The following is an 18,885-nucleotide window of genomic DNA, read 5'->3' as shown; positions in this document are numbered from 1 at the left end:
GTGGGGGGGCTGCCAATCGGGTCAGCACGCCGGTATTCTATGTACTCCAACGCCCACTATCCCCTTCTGCCCACCAGATGAGGGATTTTTGGCCAAAACCGCTTGCTCGATTAGTGCAGGCCCTTTTTCGGCCAGCGAGATGGTCAACACGGTGCGTTATTTGTCAGAACTCAGATGATGCATCCAGGCATCAGTGCTTGGCGTCGCCGACGCGCTCTGCTTCCTGACCGTAAATCTCCTTGAAGCGCTGATCGTCAATATCCTTCGCTTTACCTTCGAAGACCAACGCGCCCTGGTTGAGGGCAATCACGTGATCGGCGTAGCGTTGCACCAGGTCCAGGAAGTGCAGGCTGCAGATGACCATGATGCCATCCTGCTTGTTGATCTGCTCCAGATGGGTCATGATGCTGTGCGCCAGCACGGGGTCCAGGCTGGCGACCGGCTCATCGGCCAGAATCAGGTCAGGGTCTTGCATCAGCGCACGCGCAATGCCGACGCGCTGCTGTTGACCGCCGCTCAACTCGTCCGCGCGCACCTGCGCCTTGTCACGAATCCCCACCCGCTCCAGCTTCTGCAGCGCCTTGTCTATATCCTCTTTGGGAAAACGGTTGATCAGGCTGAAGGCGGGGTTGATGTAGCCCAGGCGCCCGGCCAGCACATTGGTCAAAACGCTGGACCGATTGACCAGGTTGAAATGTTGGAAGACCATACCGATGCGACGGCGAATGCGGCGCAGCTCTTCCGCCGGCGCCGCGGTGACATCAACGCCATTCCACAGAATCTGCCCGCTGGTCGGCTCCACCAGGCGGTTGATGCAGCGCAGGAGGGTAGATTTGCCCGATCCGCTCAGGCCGATGACCACCAGGAACTGGCCGTCCGGGACAGTGAAGCTGACATTGTCCAGGGCGCGGACTTTGCCGTCATACACCTTCGTAAGGTTGCGCACTTCAAGCACGGTGAAACTCCCCTCGGTACCACTTGTTGATGACGGCCTACAAAATTGGGCAGAAGGAGAACTCCCTCTGCCCAATTCCGTTCATTTGGCAGAACGCCTGTGCAGCTTACTTCTTGCCCAGGTCTTCCAGTTTCAGGCCGCTGGCTACGACCGCGCCACGAATCGGGTCGTATTCCTTATCGGTGGCGGCCGTCACACTGGACCAGCCGTAGAACTTGCTGTCGCCAATGGAGGTCTTCCACTCGTCGGTCTTGGCAAATGCCACGATCGCGGCTTCGATCTGCGCGCGCAGCTCGGCCGGGAAGTCCGGGCCAAAGCTCAGCGTGTCGTTCGGGATTTGCACGGTCAGCGCCAGAATCTTGATCTTCTCGACTACGTCGGGCGCCTGCTCGCGCACGTTGGTGCGGGCATCGAGCACAGTCCAACCGCCGCAAATCAGGGATTTCTTGTCTTCGCTGATCTGGCAGTCCTTGATCTTGTCGTCCGGAATGTCCGCCGCATCGCCCCACTTCCAGGCGGTCTCGCCTTCCGGGCTTGGCCGGCGGGCTGAAGAAGGTGGTGGCGAAGTCGGCCTTGCCGTCATAGACGGCCTGAACGGCCTGCGGATGCCCGCCGGCGGCCAGTTTTTCACCGGGCGTGACGCCTTCGGTCTGCATCTGGTACAGCGGGTAGAGATAGCCCGAGGTGGAACCGGCATCGGGATAAGCCCACTTCTTGCCATTCAGGTCTTTCAGGGTCTTGATGGTGCTGTCGCGCCGCACGATGTACTGCGCGGCGTACCAGTCCAGACCGCGGCGCACGGCCTTCATGGAGACATCCACGCCACAGCGCTGGTTGGCCAGCACATAGCCCAGGCCAGGGATGAAGCCGATGCTGTCCGTGGGCGAGGCGCACATCTCTTCGATGGTGGCGGCGTAGGAGGTGGGCACGAAGACCTTGAACTTCAGGCCAGTCGCCTTTTCCAACGCAGCGGCCATGATGTCACCGCCGGTCACGATGACGTTGGCGTCCACCGACGGAACGAAGTAAACCTTGATGGGGTTGGCTTCGGTGCCAATATCGGTCGCGGGGGCAGCCGTCTTGGGATAGCCGGTCTTGACCTTGCCGCTGTCCAGGTCCGCCTTGAGTTGGGTCAGCTTGTCTTTCAGGTCTTTGGGCAGCTTGGCATCGAAATCATGGAAAGCAGCCAGACCCGAACCGCCGAAGTAGTTGCCGCCCGGGAACTTGGCATCCTTCGCCGTCTTGACCAGATCCACCACACCAGGGGTGATCAGCTTCATAGCGCTGGAGACGAGACACGGATGCGCCGCAGGCACCGTCTCCCACTGGTCCGTATCCACACCGATGCAGTACAGCCCGGCATGGGTCGCCACTTCTTGCAGCGCGCCGTTGCCTGTTTGGCCGCCAGCGGCGAAGACGACGTCCGCGCCCTGGTCAATGGCCTGCTTGGCCGTCGCTGCGCCCCACTCCGGGTCCACGAACGCCTGCGAGATCTCGCCAGGGTGGTAGGTGGAGATGATCTTGATGTCCGGCTTGGTGGCCTTGGCGCCCGCTTCGTAGCCTTCCTTGAAGGCGACGACGGGCGGAATCAGGTCGGTGCCGAAGACGCCGGCGATGGTGCCGCTCTTGGTCAGGCTGGCAGCCAGCGCACCGGCCAGGTAGCCCGACTGATCCTCGTGGAACATCAAACCGGTCAGGTTCGGCAGCGCCTCCTCCTGGAATTGATCCACACCAATGAAGTTGATCTTGGGGTTGGCCTTGGCCGCCGCGGTCGTGGCATCGCCCAGGGCAAAGCCCACGGTGATGATGACGTTGTAGCCATTGTCAACGAACTGCTGGATGTTGTCCGCGTAGTCCTTGGAGTCCTGGGTCTCAACGTACTTGACGTCGTCATCGGCTACGCCCAGTTCCTTGGCCACCTGCTGTGCGCCATCCCAGGCCGACTGGTTGAAGCTGCGGTCATTGACGCGACCGACATCAGTCACCAGACCGATCTTGAACGGTTCGGTGCTGGCTGTCTTGGGATAGCCGGTCTTGACCTTGCCGCTGTCCAGGTCCGCCTTGAGTTGGGTCAGCTTGTCCTTCAGGTCTTTGGGCAGCTTGGCATCGAAATCATGGAAAGCAGCCAGACCCGAACCGCCGAAGTAGTTGCCGCCCGGGAACTTGGCATCCTTCGCCATCTTGACCAGATCCACCACACCAGGGGTGATCAGCTTCATGGCGCTGGAGACGAGACACGGTTGCGCCGCGGGGACAGTTTCCCACTGGTCCGTATCCACACCGATGCAGTACAGCCCGGCATGCGTCGCGACTTCTTGCAGCGCGCCGTTGCCCGTCTGCCCGCCGGCGCCGAAGACCACGTCCGCGCCCTGGTCAATCGCCTGCTTCGCCGTCGCCGCGCCCCACTCCGGGTCCACGAACGCCTGCGAAATCTCGCCCGGATGATACGTCGAGAGGATCTTGATGTCAGGTTTGATGGCCTTGGCGCCAGCCTCGTAACCTTCCTTGAAGGCCACAACCGGCGGTATCAGGTCCGTGCCGAGCACGGCCGCAATCGTGCCGGTCTTGGTCAGGCTGGCGGCCAGCGCACCGGCCAGGTAGCCCGACTGATCCTCATGGAAGATCAGTCCGGTCAGGTTGGGCAGGGTCGCGCCCTGGAACTGATCCACACCCACGAAGTTGATCTTGGGGTTGGCCTTCGCCGCCGTCGTGGTGGCATCACCCAGGGCAAAGCCCACGGTGATGATGACGTTGTAGCCATTGTCAACGAACTGCTGGATGTTGTCCGCGTAGTCCTTGGAGTCCTGGGTCTCGACGTATTTGACATCCGCATCGGCCACACCCAGTTCCTTGGCAACCTGCTGTGCACCTTCCCAGGCTGACTGGTTGAAGCTGCGGTCATTGACGCGACCGACATCGGTCACCAGACCGATCTTGAATCCACCGGCCGCCGGCTTGGGCGCCTCGGTGGCGTTGGGCGCTGCGGTGGCTTTGGGCGCTTCAGTGGCTTTGGGTGCTGCGGTGGGCGTTGCGCCACCACCGCAGGCACTCAACAGCATGGCCACAATGACTAACACCGAAAACACAGTAAAGACGTGCTTACGCATTTCTCTGTCTCCTCTTTGAGTAATTCTGCAACTGGCAAGTATCGAGAGGGCGGCTCTGCATGATGGACATTGCGCATGGCCGTCCCCGTTTGAACCTTGATCGCGTCTGGGGCAATCCTTCTTTCTAACTCCTTCTTTCTAACTCCTCCTTTCTAATCTTCTTTTCTAATCTTCTTTCTTGTGCTGGCAGTGATGCCTGCCCTGGCGCCGGCCCGTAAAACAACTCATGAGTATCTTCTCAAGAAGCGGGAGGCGATGGGGGTCACAGATCCCCTTTGAACAGGCTCGTAGGCGGTCTGCGACCGCCGTCTCCCTGGATCATTGAGAAGGTACCACCAGGCGCTTGCCCGCAGCTCCCTGATTATAGCGCATGTGCGATACCAGGGCAAGGCGACTCAGGCAACTACGCGCCCCCGGCACGGCGCCTCATGCTTGCGCCTGTGCCACTGGGGAAGCGGCGCCTGCGACTTCTCCCTCCGGGTGGACGCCCGCCATCAGTAAACCCAGGCCCTCGCGTGTGGCTTTCTCCCGTGGTACGATGTCAATCATCTCGCCCTTGTACATCACGGCGATGCGATCCGATAGCGCCATGATCTCGTCCAGTTCCGCACTGACCAGCAGCACGGCCACGCCTTCGTCGCGCTTGGCCACAATCTGATTGTGGATGAACTCGATGGAACCCACGTCAATGCCACGCGTGGGCTGTGCGGCAATCAGCAGATTGATGGGGCGGCTGAATTCGCGTGCGACTACCATCTTCTGTTGATTGCCGCCGGAGAGGCCGCCGCCCGCCTTTTCGACGGAGGGCGTGCGCACATCAAATTTCTTGACCAGCGCTTCGGCGTTTTCACGAATGGCCTGCGGCTGCACGTTGATGCCGCGGGCAAAGGGCGCCTTGTAATAGGTGTTGAGCACCATGTTGTCGGCAACGCTGTAGGACTCGACCATGCCGTACGCATGGCGGTCTTCGGGAATATGACAACTGTGCCCATCTTCAGTGACGCGCCGCGGGCTGGCATTGGTCATGTCGCTGCCGCCAATCTGGATCTTGCCGCCCGTTACCGAGCGCAGGCCAGTGACGACCTCGACCAGTTCGGTCTGACCGTTGCCCTGTACGCCCGCGACGCCCATGATTTCACCGGCACGGACATCGAACGAGACCTTGTGCAGCCCGGCGCCGCCGGTGTCACTGGTCGCCGATACCTGCTGCAGGTTGAGGACCACCTGTTGGGGGGTCGCAGGCTTCTTATTCACCACCAGGATCACCTCGCGCCCGACCATCATGGTGGCCAGGCTGGACTGTGTGGCCGTTTTGGGATCGGCTTCACCCACCGTCTTGCCGCCGCGTAACACCGCAATGCGGTCGGTGATGCGCAGGACTTCCTTGAGCTTGTGGGTGATGAAGACGATGGATTTGCCCTGTTGGCGCAGAAGTTCCATCACCTGGAAGAGGCCCTCGATCTCCTGCGGGGTGAGCACGGCGGTCGGCTCATCCAGGATCAGGATGCTGGCGTTGCGGTAGAGCGCCTTGACGATTTCCACGCGCTGGCGAATGCCCACGGGCAAATCCTCGATCAGCGCGTAGGGGTCAACCGACAGGTTGTAGCGGTCCGATAGTTCCTGGATGCGTTTGGCAACGGTGCGCGTGTCCAAGAAACCGTTCTTAGTGGTCTCGCTGCCGAGCATGATGTTTTCAGCCACCGTCATCACCGGCACCAACTGAAAGTGCTGATGCACCATGCCGATGCCCAGGGCGATGGCATCCTTGGGCGTATTCATGCGCACGGCCTTGCCGTTGACCAGGATTTCGCCTTCGGTCGGGTGGTACAGCCCGTAGATGATGTTCATCAGGGTGGATTTGCCCGCGCCATTTTCGCCCAGCAGGCCCAGGATTTCGCCCTGGTAGAGCTTCAGATTGACATTGCTGTTCGCGACGACCCCGCGGAAACGTTTGGTAATGTTGCGTACTTCCAGCACCGGTGTTTGGTTCTGAAAATTCTGGCCCATGCGTCACCCCCTTTAGTCCTTCCCACCTTCTGTTTCGTAGACCTTGCCCTCGGCCGCGGGGGGTCGCACCCGGCCGACAAAGCCAGATACGGCGATGATGGTGACCACGTATGGCAACATACTGATAAACTGGCGCGGGACCGTGGTGACGCCGGCCAACAGCAGCTCGTTTTGCAGGGCCTGAGTATAGCCGAACAGGATGGCTGCGCCCAGCGCGCCGAAGGGGTTCCAGTTGCCAAAGATCATGGCGGCCAGCGAGATGAAGCCGCGACCGGCGGTCATGCCTTCCTGAAACTGGCCCACGGCCTCCAGCACCAGGAACCCACCCGCAAGGCCCGCCAACATGCCGCCAATGACGGTGTTGACATAGCGGTAGCGGTTGACGTTGATGCCCACGGTGTCCGCGGCACGGGGATGCTCACCCACGGCGCGTGTGCGCAAACCCCAGCGCGTGTAGAAAAGCGCGTAGTGAACGACGAAGACCAGGATCAAGGTCAGAAACGTAATCGGTGGATTCTTGAACAGCACCGGCCCAATCACAGGAATATCGGCCAGGAACGGAATGTGTACGGCAGAGAACTTGCCCTCCGCAATCGCGTTGCGGTCGAACAGATACGAAGAAAAGCCGGTAGCCAGAATAATCATGACGGTGCCGGAGATAATCTGGTCCATCTTGAAACGGGTAGACAGGGTGGCATGCAGCAGGCCCATGAGCCCGCCCACGGCCAGGGCGATCAGGACGCCAAAGAGAAGGCTGAGCAGCAATGGCCAGTGGTTGGTCGCGACCTTGGCCACAAAGGCGGCAAAGGCGCCGGCCAGCATCATGCCTTCGATGCCGATGTTGATGATGCCCGATCGTTCGCACAGAATGCCGCTGAGTGCGCCGAGGATCAGGGGAACGGCCGCACGCAGGGTGAAGTTGAGGGCGCTGATGCCAAATAGCACGCGCAGCCAGGTTGCACTTTTTAGTCCGGTCGTGTTGACCAGGATGACCATCACCACGAGCAGCACGGCTAGTGCCATGGAGATGATGGACGTGGTCTTCCAGATTCGATTCGTGGACATGTGTCTCCTCCATCCATGCAAGAACCAGTTTTGCTGGCTCTTGGCTCGCTTAGGAACGTCCCCAACTGGAACTGAGATTGCGTTGTTCGACCTCATCGGCTGCCTTGCCGATGCGGAAGATGGAACGGATGATCGTGGGTGCGGCCACGAAGGCCAGGATGAGGCCCTGGATCACCTGGATGATGTCAGCCGCGACGCCCGATTGAAATTGCATGTTGGCCGCGCCGGCATCGAGCGCACCAAACAGGAACGCGGCCAGGACGACACCTAAGGGATGGGTCTGCCCCAGCAGGGCCACGGTGATGCCGTCGAACCCGACGGACCCGCCAAATTCAGGAGCAAATTTGTGATTGAGGCCCAGGGTTTCGATGCCGCCGGCCAGCCCGGCCAGACCGCCGGCGATCATGATCGTGAGGACCACCGTCCAACCCACACGCATGCCGGCATAGCGCGCCGCCTTGCTGTTGGCGCCTACGGTGCGAATCTCGAAGCCAATCGTGGTTTTGTAGAGCAGCCACCAGATGAAGACGGCAGCCAAAATGGCAATCAGTACGCCCCAGTGTACACGGTAGGGCGGGCCGAAGATCCAGGGAATTCGGGCGCTGGCCACCACATCGGCCGTCTCAGAAATCGGGCCGGCCGTGCGGTCCCACAGCGGGCCGGGCGTCTGGCCTTGCGTGCCGCCGGCGTACACCGTCCAGCTGGCGAACAGGCTGGCGATGTAGTTGAGCATGATGGTGGTGATCACCTCGTGCGCGCCGGTGTAGACTTTGAGCAGACCGGGAATGGCGCCCCAAATCATGCCACCCGCAATTCCGGCGAGCAGGGCCAGCGGGATATGGATGATCGCAGGCATGTCGGGGAAGTTGATGCCGATGGCGACCGAGCAGACGGTGCCGATGATGAATTGGCCGGAGGCGCCGATGTTGAAAAGTCCGGCCTTGAACGCGACCGCCACCGAGAGGCCGGTCAGGATCGCGGGCGTCATCTTGCGCACCGTGGTGGCCCAGGCGCGTCCGGTCCCAAAAGCCCCATCGAAGAGGCCTTTGTAGGCCTTGAGCGGATCGTCGCCAAACAACAGCATGAGAATGGCGCCTAATGCCAGGGCTAACACAAGGGCAAGGGCAGGAATTGCCAATGCACGCAGCAGAGGACGTGGATTGAAGACGGAGGGACTCGATCTGGTCATAATGCTCCTTCCCGGTCGGAATGATCTGGAACAATAGATGAGAACAGCAAGCGGCGTGCTCATGGGAGGAATCAGCACGAGGGGGCAGGATTACAATGAATTCATTATATCCCAAAACTGTCATTCAAGCCAAGTAGCAGACAGGTGCTCCACATGTGCCGCGCCCTTGACCCTGTTGCGAGCGCAACGCCGTGCGCCATTTGACGGGATCGCGTCTATGTCCCCTGAAAAATGGGTCATCTGCCCCTGGAAAACGAATCGGCTGCCAACGATAATTGCCCTGTACGTTGAGCCAGAAATTCCCCTACCGAATGATCGAGGATGGAGGATTCTTTCTTATGTCTCTGACGGGTCGAGAGTTGTGGGCTTTGGTCCACGGTATCGGGTTGGGTGGTCTGTTCCTACTGGCGTTTGCCGGCGGGATGGCCGGACTGTACAGCTTGCGACCAGAACTGGTGACAGCGCAGGGTATTCGTGAGCGCATGCGTCGCCTTGATCTGGGCGCCTGGGGTATGGCGCTGGTGGCCTGGGCCACGGTCATCACCGGCACCTTCGTCGTTTATCCCTGGTATCGCGCCAAACCGCCTGAGGGCGCTAACCTGGCCGATTATCCACGCTATTTCTTGCTGGCCAGCGACAGCCTGAAGGCCTGGCATGGGTTTGGCATGGAATGGAAGGAGCATGTCGCCTGGTTTGCACCGATCCTGGCAACCGCCGTGGCCTTCATCGTCTGGAAATACGGCGCCCAACTGGCCGAGGATGATCGTCTGCGCCGCTTCGTCATGCTGATTTTCATGTTGGCCTTCATCGCCGCCGCGATCGCCGGTCTCTTTGGCGCCCTGATTACCAAGGCTGCCCCCATTCTTTAGAAAACTACTCACAATATAGGGAGTGAATCACATGGCAACGCAAGCAATGACAAACAAAGTTCCGAATGGTCCGGCAGCCGCGGCCTTGATCGCCGCCGGTATTGGTAATCTCGTCATCGGTCTCCTGACCACGGGCGCCGAATTGAGCGCCGGACTGAAGAACGCGCTGAACTGGTACAATCCGGCCGGCCCGCTGACGGGCAAGACCCTCGTCGGTGTGGCAGTCTGGCTCATCTCATGGTTTGTCCTCAACAACATGTGGAAGGACAAGAATCCAGCCTGGCAGCGGATTTTCACCACCACGCTCGTTTTGATCGGCGTCGGTTTTCTGCTCACCTTCCCGCCCATTTTCCAGGGGCTGGCAGGTGAATAGCACCAGCGACCGCTAAGGCTCCCCGGATAATCTGCCGTTTGGTCCGCCATCCGCGAGCGGGCCAAACGGTTTATTTTGTGTAGCGTTCGATGTGGTGACGCACCGCATAGGTGGCCGCCTCGATGCGATTGGTCAGCCCCAGTTTCTCGAAGATCGCGCTGACATGGTTGCGCACGGTCTTCTCGCTCAGCATCAACACCGCCGCGATTTCAGCATTCGTCTTGCCCTCGGTTAGCTGCGCCAACACCTGCACTTCACGCTCGGACAGGTCGCGAAAGGCGGTCAACTGCGCCTCGCGTTCGGCCAACCGCACGCGGTTGAGCACCTTCCGGGTAATCGTGGGGTCCAGCACCGCGTCGCCTTGCCCAATGGCGCGCACGGCCCGCACCAGGTCATCGCTCCCCACTTGTTTGAGCACATAGCCCGCCGCGCCGGCATTGATGGCTTCGAGCACCAGCGCCTCATCGGCGAATGAGGTCAAAATCAGGACCTGGATCTCCGGCCACAGGCTCCGGATGCGTTGGCACGCGCTGATGCCGCTTTGATCGGGCAGGCGCACATCCATCAGAATGATGTCGGGGCGCAGGCGCTCGGCCAGTTCAATCGCCTGCGCCGCGGCGCCGGCTTCACCCACGACTTCCAGATCGGGTTCCGCGCCGAGCAAGGCACGCAAACCTAAGCGCACGATGTGATGATCATCCACCAACAGTAAGCGCAAGTGACGTGTCATGCTGCCCGCCTGTTATTTTTTTGCCTTGTCTGTTCATCCCGGTCACCTTGTCTGTTCATCCCGGTCACCTTGTCTGTTCATCCCAGGGCACTGTCACCCGAATGGTCATGCCCTTACCGTGCGATTCGATCTGCATGGAGCCGCCAAGCAGGCGGGCGCGATCCTGCATGTTGCGCAAACCATACCCCACAACGTAATCAGGTGAAAGGCCATGTCCGTTGTCGCTGATTTGCAGATGCAGTTGTTGCTCAACCACCGCGGCGCTCAGTTGCACGCGTGTGGCCTGTGCGTGGCGGGCCACATTGCTCAGCGCCTCATTGACAATGGCCAGCAGGTGCCCCAGATGCACCGGCGCCAGGGGTGGCTCATCCGGCAAATCCAGCTTGACCTCCAGGTCGCCCAGGGAACGCAGGTGGTGATGGCCGGCCAGGTCATGCAGGGCGGCCGCCAGGCTGACACCGGTCGGTTGGCTGCGCAAGGCGCCAATGTAGCTGCGAATATCGGCGATGGCTTGGTTGAGCAGTTGCATACTCTGCTGCAGGTGTGCCGCGGTTGGCGCGCCGTCATGCAGGGTAACCTCACGTTCAACCGCTTGCAGCAGCAGCCCCGCCGCGTAAATGGTTTGCAGCGTGCCGTCGTGCAGTTCACGGCCGATGCGTTCACGTTCGGTAGTCAGCACCTGCTCTTCTTCCATGCTGCTCAGACGCCGGTCAAGCTCGACACGAAAGACTTCCAGGGAGCGGATAATCGAGACAGTGAGAATCAAGCCGAGCAGACTGCGCACGAGAGGAACCGGAACGATCAGTAGTTGTTCCATGCGTTCTGTGTTCAACCAGGCAGCCAGCAGAAAATCGGCGCGCGGCGTCACCAAGCCGCCAAACACGCTGTAGCCAACGAGGGCCAGGGCCGCGAGGCGCAGGGTGCGCTGCAGGTGCGGCATGTGCAGGTTGGCTTCCATGTCGCGTGACTGGCGCCACAGTCCGAATGCAGCCAGCAAGGCCGCCGGAAATCCAATGCCGTAGCGGGCCAGGATGTTGGCCAGGTTGAACCACGACCGGATATCCGGCGTCAACAGCGGCCCAGGCCCCCAGTTCCACAGCAGCCACAGCCCGAAGGCGATGGCGGGCACGGCGCGTAACCAACGCCGGCGTCCCGGCAAGGGGCGCAGCGCTTCGGCGCCAAACTGAAAGAGACAAACAAAGGAGAACGCCAGGAGAATGACATGAACACTGTGCAGCAATTCGACGATGGGCGCCGACAGGTAGCCGGCCTGGATGGGGATGAACACGTCTCCCCATTCCACCAACGCATGGGTTATTCCAAACGCGGCCAACCAGTTGAGACTACGCGCCAGGCGCAGGCGACTGTGGCGCCACGATTGCAGGGCGATGGCCAGCCCCAACACAAAAAACACCTGTCCGTAGATGGACAGAATGATGATCTGATTGGCCCGAAAGAACGTGCGAATAAATTCGATCATAATTTGTTCAGCGATCTCAGGGCACGCGCCCGGCCCACCACTCCATACCCGCGGGCAAACGCTGAAAGCCAAGCGCCTGCAAAATGGGCTGCCCCGCGCTGCCCAGAATCGGCGCGCCGTCCCACAGGTTGACCTGCAGCCGCCGCGGGGCAAAGGGCCGCGCCAAATACGCGGCGATCGCGCGGCGCACAAGTTCCGGGTCAACGTCCGCGGCCGGGCGCAGACGCTCGCCGCTGTCCTCGGCCGCCAGCACAGGGCGACCGCCGCTCAACACCAGGTGAGTCGAAGGCAGTTGCGCAATCCGCCAGGCCTCGTCGCCCGTTTCACCGCTCCACACATTGGCCGGGTCGCTGGCGCTGATCACGATCAATGCCTCGTCAGGCGTCGCCGCGGCCGCGCGCAGCATTTCGACCGCGTCTGGCTGCGCATATTGGATGCCCGCCAGGCCGCTGACGAAGTAGCCGCGGCGCACCTCCCCGCGCAGTTCCAGGCGCTGCAGCACCGGGTAGATGAGCGCCCAGACGCCGGCCGCCTCCGGTCGCTCCAGCCGTTCGCGCAGGATGACGCCCTCGCGCGCCAGCACCAGGCGCGTCAGGCGTTCGGCGCGGGCTTCATCGGTCAGCGGTGGGCCGAGCAGCGCGGCCCGCTGCACGATCACCCAGCGGCCCGGCCAGGCGGAGGCATCTTCCTCACGGCGCAGGCGTTGTTCCACCTGCTGACGCGCCCGGCGCAGGGCGCCAACGCCGGGCCGCTGACCCAGCATGACGGGACGCGGCCCCAGGCGTGCGGCCAACTCCGCCTCCAGCGCGCTGACGGGGGCAGATGGGGCCGCGCCGGGCACGCTGAACTGTTGCAGCACATGCAGCGCGGCCAGGGTGTCATTCGTCACCAGGCCGGCCAGCGCCAGTTCAACCAGCGCGCCTTGCACAGCCGTGGCTGCCAGGCCCAGCCCGCTCTGAATATCGGCCAGGAAGGATGCGCCTTCGTTCTTCAGAAAAGCGTAGACCGCGGCGGTTGACTCGCTCGCCGCGGGGTCGTCCGCCGGCGCCAGCAAGAGCCGGCCATCGCCGCGTGGAACGAAGCGCGCGCGTGCCCGTCGCGCCTCCTGTCCGGCCAGCACCCAGGCCCAGGCGCCGCTCTGACATAGCGCATTCAGATCATCTGGATCAAAATCGGCCACGCGGGCCGGCAGGATGTCGCGCGTCCAGGCCACAGTCGGCGCCGCATAGCCCTGCAACTGCTGCATCACGGTGCGCAGACCGGCCGCGCCAACCAGGCGTGTGGACGGCTGGACGTGTTGCCAACGCAGGAGAAAGTCGCTGAAGACGGCCAGCGACACCGGCTGCACCTCCTGGCGCAGCAGGGTCAATGTGCGCCGGTGCATCGAGGCCAGATTGTGGCGGTCGAGCACCTGCAAGACGGCGGGCAAGTTGGCCTCAGCGCCCGGCTCACTGAAATTTGCCTGCACGATGTCGCGGCCCGCGATGAGGCGGGCGAGTTCGTCATCCAGCCAGGCAGAGTCGAAGGCGTAGCGGGCCAGGATGTCAGCGCGGCTGATGGGGCCACTGTGGCGCAGCAGGCGGCGCAGGATGGCGGCCGCGCCAGGGAAGGCGGCGGCCGTTTCTTCGGCGTCGCCATCACGCGCCGGCGCGGCGCGGTATTCGGCCAACAACTCCTGCGCAATCCAGCGCAGTTCTGATCCGTGCGCAGTGGGCAAATGGGTTTCAACGATGCGATCCTGGCCAGCCAACTGCGCCAGCCAGGCCGTGGCATCACCCGTGGCGCGGTCGGCCGCTTCGCCCGTGGTCAAATCGCCCACCTGCTGCAGGTAGACCGCCAGTTCCTCGACCGTGCGCGCTTGAAAGCCGGGCGCGGTGTGCTGCGCCTGGCTGGTGACCGCGGCGATGGCCTGGGGTTTGAGCAGGCGCGCAATCTCGCTGCTCTGCAGGAGATCGTCGAGCAAGTCGCTGCGCCAGGCCAGCGCCTGCAACTGGCGTTCAGCTTTAGGCGCGTCCCATTCGTACATGTAGACGCTGATGAAGTTGAAGAGCAGGCCGGCCGCGACGGGCGAGGGCGCCACTGATTCGATGGCGACGACTTCGATGGTCCCGTCCGCGATCGCGGTCAGCAGTTCTTCCAGGTGCGGCATGTCGAAAACATCTTGCAGGCACTCGCGGTAGGTTTCGATGACGATGGGAAAATCGGGCAGTTGGCGCGTGGCCGCCAGGAGATCGCGGGCTTTGAGGCGTTGCAGCCAGAAGGGGGTGCGCTTGCGCCCCAGCGCCTTGGGTAACAGCATGGCGCGGGCCGCGTTCATACGGAAATGCGCGCCGAAGACCGCGGAATTGGGCAGTTCGGCGACGATACGGCGTCGCGCTTCATCGGCGCTCATGCGCACCAGGGCCACCAACGAGGGCAGCGGGGCCTGCAGAGCCGCAGGAAAGCGGAAGAGGATGCCGTCATCGTTGGCCTGCACCTCGATGGTGATGCGCAGATGGTCGGCCAGGGCACTGCTGAGGGCCAGCGCCCACGCGCCGTTGATGCGCCCACCAAAGGGCGTGTGGATGACCATGCGTTGATCGCCGATGGCATCGCTGAAGGTTTCGACCACCACGGTGCGATCGCTGGCGATGACGCCGGCGCTTTCCAATTGACGGCGCACGCTGTCCAGCAGGATGCGCGCCGAGTTGGCGTCCAGGCAGAACTCGGTGCGCAGCCACTGCTCGATGGCGTCGGGCTGCGCACTGTCGGCGGCCAGGCGTTCGGCCACGCTGCGGCGCAGTTGGCCGATGCGCAGTCCCAGTTCGTAGGGGCGCCAGGGATAGTCCCCGCGCCAGAAGGGCATGCGCGGCATCGCGCCGGCCGCTTCGCCCACGACGATACGATCGTCCTCGATGCTCAGGACGCGCCAAGTCTGGCTGCCCAGCAGGAAGGCATCGCCAGGGCGGCTCTCGAAGACGAACTCCTCGTCCAATTCGCCAATCCGGGTCTTGCCATCGGCCAGGTAGACGCTGAACGCGCCGCGGTCGGAGATGGTGCCCGCGTTGGAAACCGCCAGCAAACGAGCGCCGGGCAGGGCCAGCAGGCGTTGGTTGACGCGGTCCCAGGCCAAGCGCGCGCGTAGGACGGTGGGGCCAGCGCTTTGGGCAAAACCGCCGGAGAGCATGTCGAGCACGGCCTCGAACGCGTGGCGGCTCAGGTTGGCAAAGGGGTAGGCGCGGCGCAGCAGGGCCAGCAGCGCGGCGGTGTCCCAATCCTCCAGCGCCACCAGGGCCACGATCTGCTGCGCCAGTACATCCAGCGGATTCGACGGCGTGCGCGTCGGCTCCACATCGCCATCCAACATGCCGCGCACCACGGCCGCGGCCTCGACGATGTCCTCGCGGAAGGTGGCGTAGATGCGTCCTTTGCTGGTCTGGCCGACCAGGTGCCCGGCGCGACCCACCCGCTGCAGAGCCTGGCTGACGCTCTTGGGCGACTGCAACTGCACCACCAAATCCACCGCGCCGATGTCAATGCCCAACTCCAGGGAACTGGTGCCGACCAGCGCGGGCAGGCGGCCGGCTTTGAGCGCCTCTTCCATCTCGCGGCGGGCCTCTTTGGACATGCTGCCGTGGTGCGCGCGGATGGGGCCTTGCGCGCCGATGGCAAACAGGCCGCGATCGCGCATCAACCCGCCGGGCGCCAGCCCCTCCGAGCTGCCGGGCGGAATCTCCTCGGACATTTCGGCTTCGATCTGCGCGTTGAGACGGTCGGCCGTGCGCTCGGCCAGGCGGCGGTTGTTGCAGAAGATCAGGGTGCTGCGGTGGCGCAAGATATCTTGCAGCACCTGGGGAATGACCGACGGCCAGACCGAATCGCCGGGCATGGCGCGAAACTCCGCCACGGGGGTGATGACCGCGAGATCGAGCGCCTTGCGGTAGCCAGTATCAACCACGGTGACGGGCCGCGGCGTGTAGCTGTCCGCGGGCGCGGCCGGGTCCGCGGTCTCCACCTGCCCGCCCAGGAAGCGCGCGACCTCGGCCAGGGGCTTGATCGTTGCGGACAGTCCGATGCGCTGGATGGGATGGCCGGCCAGGTGCTGCAGTCGTTCCAGGCTGAGGGCCAAATGCGCGCCGCGTTTGTTACCGCACAGGGTATGAATCTCGTCCACGATCAGCGCACGCACGCTGCGCAGGATGTCGCGGGCGCGAGGGCTGCTCAACAGCAGGTAGAGCGATTCGGGCGTGGTGATGAGGATGTGCGGCGGCCGCCGGACCATCAGCGCGCGGGCGTGCGTGGAAGTGTCGCCGGTGCGCACCGCGACGCGAATCTCAGGCCAGGGCACGCCCATCCGTTGGGCCACCGCGCGGATGCCGGTCAGCGGCGCGTGCAGGTTGCGCTCGATGTCGTTGTTCAGGGCTTTGAGCGGCGAGATGTAGAGCAGTTGCACGCCATCCGGCAGGCGCGGGCGGTTCAGTTCATCGCCGGGGCCAGGCGGCGCCAGATGGGTCCCAATCTGGTTGATGCCCCACAGGAACGCGGCCAGCGTCTTGCCGGAACCGGTGGGCGCCAGGATCAGGGTGTGCTCGCCAGCCTGGATCGCGGGCCAGGCCGCCGCCTGCGGCGAAGTCGGTTCAGCGAAGGTTTCACGAAACCAGGTGCGAACCGGCAGGGCGAATGGAGTCCACAGATCGGACATGACACTACTCCGCGTGAGAAAATGAGGCTGTCATTATAGCACAGCCGCTTGAAATCGGCGTCTGACTGAAAAACATCAGAACTGCACCGGTTTGAGTTTTGACTACGCCTGTGGTAACATGATGAAGGATGAAGGGTGAAGGGTGAAGGGTGAAGGGTGAAGGATGAAGGGAAGGGTGAATGCTGAATGAGGAAGGGTGAAGGGGAATCTGTGAAACAGGCGGCGGTTGAACGACAAGCGAAGGTGGGCGCGACGGCGACGGCGCCGGCGAGAAGCCTGCTGGTTGCGCTGGTTGTGGGCGATGTTTTGATGTTCTTGTTATTTGCGGCGTGGGGACGCGCCACCCATGCAGAACCGCTGCCGCTGCTGGCGATTGTAGAGACCGCGGCGCCGTTCCTGGTGGCCTGGTTGGCGGTGGCCCCGCTGCTGGGCGCTTACCGGCCCGGCCTGTTGACGCAGCCGCTGCCCATGGCTATGCAAACGCTGATTGCCTGGATTGCGGCCTGTGTCCTGGGCCTTTACATCCGCTCGGCCTGGCTGCAGCGGGAGATCATTCCCACCTTTGCCCTGGTCACGTTCGGCATGGTGGCGCCGATGCTCGTGGGCTGGCGCACGTTGTTTGCCTGGTGGAACCGCTCGCGTCTCGCGTGACGTCAACAGAGGCGCCACCAACGGGGTCGTGTCTCGCTATCTGAATCCAAATTTTGCATCCGGGTGCGACGCATGAGTTGTGCGTCGCACTTATTAGACCTTATCGGGAATAACGGCGCGCCACTACATGCAGTAGTCAAATCGTCAAGAGAAACTACTGGTTGTGGCTCGGACTACAACTCGGCTTATTCCAGATAAGGTCTATTCTTGTCCGAGGTTCGTTTGATTGACATCATGACCGTTTTTCTTGTGCGCGGACTCACGGTGCTGTACACGGTCGCCGTGGTGTGGCTGTCGCTCTACAGCCTGCAAGCGCTGTTCTTCAGCCTGGTTTTTGGGCGCCGTGCGCGGACGCAACCAACCCCCGCCGCCCCGGCTTCGTGGCCGACGGTGACGGTGCAACTGCCGATCTTCAATGAACGGCATGTCGGGCGCCGGCTGCTGGCGGCCGTGGCCAGCCTGGACTACCCGCATCACGCGCTGCACATCCAGGTGCTGGACGACTCGACCGACGACACAACGTCTCTGTTGCAGACCGAGGTGCGCCGCCTGCAGGCTCGCGGGCTGCAGGTGAAATATCTGCACCGCGACGATCGCCGCGGTTACAAGGCCGGCGCCCTGGCCGCGGGCCTGGAGCAGACTGAGGCTGATTTTGTCGCCATCTTCGACGCCGACTTTGTGCCAACCCCCGATTTTCTCAAACGAACGCTGCCCTTCCTGCTGGCCGATCCTCACCTGGGCTTTGTGCAAACGCGCTGGGCGCATCTCAACGCCACTTATTCGGGCCTGACGGGCGCGCAGGCGCTGGCGCTGGACGGTCACTTCGTCATCGAGCAAACGGCGCGGCAACAGCTCGGCGCGTTCATCAGCTTCAACGGCACGGCCGGCATCTGGCGGCGCGCCTGCATCGAGGCGGCCGGCGGTTGGCAGGCCGATACCCTGTGCGAAGACCTGGATCTGAGCTACCGCGCCCAGTTGTTGGGCTGGCGCGGGGTCTATCGGCCCGACATTGCCGTGCCCGCGGAGCTGCCGCCGCAACTGCTGGCCTTCAAGCGCCAACAGTTCCGCTGGGCCAAAGGCTCCGTGCAGACACTGCGCAAGTTGGGGCGGCGCGTGGCGCAAGGCGCCAGCCTCACCGCGCCCGGCGGACAGCCGGCCTCGCTTTCCTACAAAATACGGCTGCTGGGTCTGCTGCATTTGAGCGGCTACCTGGTGCATCCCCTGATGCTGCTGGTGCTGCTCTTGTCGCTGCCGATGCTGTGGCTGGGTCAGACCACGCAGGCCACGCTGGGGTTGTTCGGGTTAGCCAGCCTGGGGCCGCCGCTGCTCTTCGCCCTGGCGCAGCGTCATCTCTACGCCGATCAGTCCGGGGGCTGGTTACGTCGCTTCGCCTATTTTCCCGGCTTGATGCTGTTGGGCATCGGCCTGACGCTCAACTGCACGCAGGCCGCCATCGAAGGGCTGACCGGTCGCGGCGGCGCTTTTCAGCGCACGCCCAAATTTCATGTCAAGCAGCAGGCCGATGCGTGGACAGACAGCGCCTACGCGCTGCATCTCGACTGGACGACCGTGGGTGAGATCGTGCTGGCACTCTACGCGCTGACGGCCGTCGTCGTGGCCGTGCTACGCCACAACCTGGGCGCGGCGCCCTTCCTGGCGTTGTACGCATTGGCCTTTGGCAGCACCGCGGCCGTGGGGATATGGCAGGCTGGCCGCATTCATCGTCGGCCGCGGCGCCCGCTTGTCCACCACGCCTGGCACGCCGATTGACTCACCGC

Annotated in this window: 12 protein-coding genes; 4 read left to right on the top strand and 8 right to left on the bottom strand. The window is 62.9% G+C overall.

The window, feature by feature from the left end:
• Nucleotides 1-190: 190 nt before the first annotated feature.
• From phnC to IPF85_RS05365, 5 genes are all read right to left on the bottom strand, one after another.
• On the bottom strand, nt 191-955 hold the full coding sequence (gene phnC, locus IPF85_RS05385; RefSeq protein ID WP_343407044.1) for a phosphonate ABC transporter ATP-binding protein: 765 nt from the start codon (nt 953-955) through the stop codon (nt 191-193).
• 176 nt (nt 956-1,131) lie between these two features.
• The gene (gene phnD / locus IPF85_RS05380; RefSeq protein ID WP_343407043.1) at nt 1,132-4,062 is read right to left on the bottom strand and encodes a phosphate/phosphite/phosphonate ABC transporter substrate-binding protein; all 2,931 of its coding nucleotides are present in this window, start codon (nt 4,060-4,062) and stop codon (nt 1,132-1,134) included.
• A 426-nt stretch (nt 4,063-4,488) separates the two neighbouring features.
• On the bottom strand, nt 4,489-6,069 hold the full coding sequence (locus tag IPF85_RS05375) for an ABC transporter ATP-binding protein (protein ID WP_343407042.1): 1,581 nt from the start codon (nt 6,067-6,069) through the stop codon (nt 4,489-4,491).
• 12 nt (nt 6,070-6,081) lie between these two features.
• Nucleotides 6,082-7,134, bottom strand: coding sequence for an ABC transporter permease (locus tag IPF85_RS05370; RefSeq protein WP_343407041.1), 1,053 nt, complete (start codon nt 7,132-7,134; stop codon nt 6,082-6,084).
• 49 nt (nt 7,135-7,183) lie between these two features.
• Nucleotides 7,184-8,323: an ABC transporter permease gene (locus IPF85_RS05365; protein ID WP_343407040.1), complete on the bottom strand. Its 1,140-nt coding sequence runs from the start codon at nt 8,321-8,323 to the stop codon at nt 7,184-7,186.
• 338 nt (nt 8,324-8,661) lie between these two features.
• Here IPF85_RS05365 and IPF85_RS05360 point away from each other — a divergent pair, with 338 nt between their 5' ends.
• Both IPF85_RS05360 and IPF85_RS05355 read left to right on the top strand, forming a co-directional pair.
• Nucleotides 8,662-9,192, top strand: coding sequence for a hypothetical protein (locus IPF85_RS05360; protein ID WP_343407039.1), 531 nt, complete (start codon nt 8,662-8,664; stop codon nt 9,190-9,192).
• Nucleotides 9,193-9,223: 31 nt separating this feature from the next.
• Nucleotides 9,224-9,565, top strand: a complete 342-nt coding sequence (locus IPF85_RS05355) for a hypothetical protein (RefSeq protein ID WP_343407038.1) — start codon at nt 9,224-9,226, stop codon at nt 9,563-9,565.
• 70 nt (nt 9,566-9,635) lie between these two features.
• Here IPF85_RS05355 and IPF85_RS05350 read toward each other — a convergent pair whose 3' ends face one another.
• The 3 genes from IPF85_RS05350 to IPF85_RS05340 all read right to left on the bottom strand — a co-directional run bounded on the left by IPF85_RS05350 (nt 9,636) and on the right by IPF85_RS05340 (nt 16,456).
• Complete coding sequence (locus tag IPF85_RS05350; protein ID WP_343407037.1) at nt 9,636-10,295, bottom strand: response regulator transcription factor; 660 nt, start codon at nt 10,293-10,295, stop codon at nt 9,636-9,638.
• Between the two features lie 64 nt (nt 10,296-10,359).
• Nucleotides 10,360-11,775: a sensor histidine kinase gene (locus IPF85_RS05345; protein WP_343407036.1), complete on the bottom strand. Its 1,416-nt coding sequence runs from the start codon at nt 11,773-11,775 to the stop codon at nt 10,360-10,362.
• 16 nt (nt 11,776-11,791) lie between these two features.
• On the bottom strand, nt 11,792-16,456 hold the full coding sequence (locus IPF85_RS05340) for a DEAD/DEAH box helicase (protein ID WP_343407035.1): 4,665 nt from the start codon (nt 16,454-16,456) through the stop codon (nt 11,792-11,794).
• 210 nt (nt 16,457-16,666) lie between these two features.
• Here IPF85_RS05340 and IPF85_RS05335 point away from each other — a divergent pair, with 210 nt between their 5' ends.
• Nucleotides 16,667-17,107 (top strand): DUF3054 domain-containing protein, encoded by a 441-nt coding sequence (locus tag IPF85_RS05335; RefSeq protein WP_343407034.1) that lies wholly within the window; start codon nt 16,667-16,669, stop codon nt 17,105-17,107.
• 207 nt (nt 17,108-17,314) lie between these two features.
• Nucleotides 17,315-18,877, top strand: a complete 1,563-nt coding sequence (locus tag IPF85_RS05330; RefSeq protein ID WP_343407033.1) for a glycosyltransferase — start codon at nt 17,315-17,317, stop codon at nt 18,875-18,877.
• Nucleotides 18,878-18,885 lie beyond the last annotated feature (8 nt).

Origin of the sequence: Candidatus Amarolinea dominans (genome assembly GCF_016704685.1) — a bacterium.
Taxonomy (GTDB): Bacteria; Chloroflexota; Anaerolineae; order SSC4; family Amarolineaceae; genus Amarolinea; species Amarolinea dominans.
The sequence above is the reverse complement of the archived record's forward strand: the minus strand, read 5'-3'. Positions and strand labels throughout refer to the sequence as shown.